Annotated in this window: 1 protein-coding gene; it reads right to left on the bottom strand. The window is 66.2% G+C overall.

What is annotated here, in order from left to right:
• Positions 1 to 189 precede the first annotated feature (189 nt).
• Positions 190 to 1,519, bottom strand: a 1,330-nt coding sequence (locus I5W_RS07210) for an ATP-dependent DNA ligase (protein WP_044528723.1), incomplete at its 5' end; no start/stop codon positions are given.

The raw sequence follows: 1,519 nt of genomic DNA, 5'->3' as shown, positions 1-1,519 counted from the left end.
AGCAGGGCGCCGAACCAGACCGCATAGTTTTGCCCGAGCCGGTGCCCGATTGCAGCAGCCGCTTTTGCCCTGCTTGGCGGCCTGCCAAAGCGCATACTGGAAGTCGAATACCTGCCAGCCGCGCTGGGTGACCCAGTGTTCGGCTGCGGCCAGGGCCGCCTGTTGGCGGGGCGGTCGGGACGGCGCGGGCTAGTCATCTTGCGGGGCGGAGGATGAAAGAGGCGCCAGCAGCGCGCGCAAGCTCTCCAGGGTATCGGCCTGTTCGACCGTCTTGTCCAGGCGCTGGCGCAGGATGCGCGGGAAGCGCACGGCAATACCGGCCTTGTGACGCGAAGACAGTGCAATGCCCTCGAAACCGATCTCGAAGACCATGCTCGGCTTGACGCTGCGCACCGGCCCGAATTTCTCGATGGTAGTCTTGCGGATGGCCTGGTCGACTACGGCAATCTCGGCATCGGTGAGGCCTGAATAGGCCTTGGCGAAGGGCACCAGCTTGCGCTGACCGTGCGGCGTTTCGGGGCCATCCCACACCGCGAAGGTGTAATCGGTATAGAGCGAGGCGCGCCGTCCGTGGCCGGCCTGGGCGTAGATCAGCACGGCGTCGATGGAATAGGGATCGACCTTCCATTTCCACCAGGTGCCGACATTGCGGGTACGGCCGATCCCGTAATGGGCCTGCACCTGCTTGAGCATCATGCCTTCCACGCCACGCTGGCGCGAGGTGGCGCGCAACTGTTCCAGTGCCGCCCAGTCGCTGGCGGTGATCTGCGGGGCCAGCATCAGCGCCGGCGCGGCATGGGCGTGCACCAGGGCTTCCAGCCGCGTGCGCCGTTGGTGTTGCGGCAGGCCGCGCAGGTCGTGGCCGTGTTGTTCCAGCAGATCGTAGGCGATCAGTCCGGCCGGGAGCTCGGCCAGCAGGCGGGCGCTGAGGTGCTTGCGGCCAATACGCTTTTGCAGGTCGGCGAACGGGGCCACGCGATCATCGGGTTGGCTCGTCTCGGGCAGGCGGATGACGATCTCGCCATCGATCACCGTGCCATCGGGCAGGTCCAGTGCGGCCAGTTCAGGAAAGCGTTCGGTGATCAATTCTTCACCGCGCGACCATAGCCAGTTGCGGCCGTGGCGCCTTACCAGCTGGGCGCGGATGCCATCGTATTTCCATTCCACCTGCCAGTGCGACAGCGCGCCCAGGGTCTGGGGCGGATCCATCAAGGGATGGGCCAGGAAGAAGGGATAGGGTTGGCCACCTTGCAGACGATGATCCTGGCCGTCAGCAGGGGCGATCAACTGGGCGAAGCTTTCGGCATCGGGCCGCGCACGGCCATCGGTCCAGCCGACCATGCGCTGGGCCAGCAGTTTGGGATCGAGCTGCGCCACTGCCGCCAGCGCGCGCGTGACCAGCAGGCGCGACACGCCCACCCGGAAGCCGCCGCCGATCAGTTTGGAAAGCAGGAAGCGGCCCTGCCAGTCCAGCTCATCCCAGGCTGCAAAGAGGGCACTGCGGATGTTGTCGGGATCG

Origin of the sequence: Herbaspirillum sp. B65, from assembly GCF_000333555.1 — a bacterium.
Lineage (GTDB): Bacteria > Pseudomonadota > Gammaproteobacteria > Burkholderiales > Burkholderiaceae_D > Herbaspirillum > Herbaspirillum rubrisubalbicans.
The sequence above is the reverse complement of the archived record's forward strand: the minus strand, read 5'-3'. Positions and strand labels throughout refer to the sequence as shown.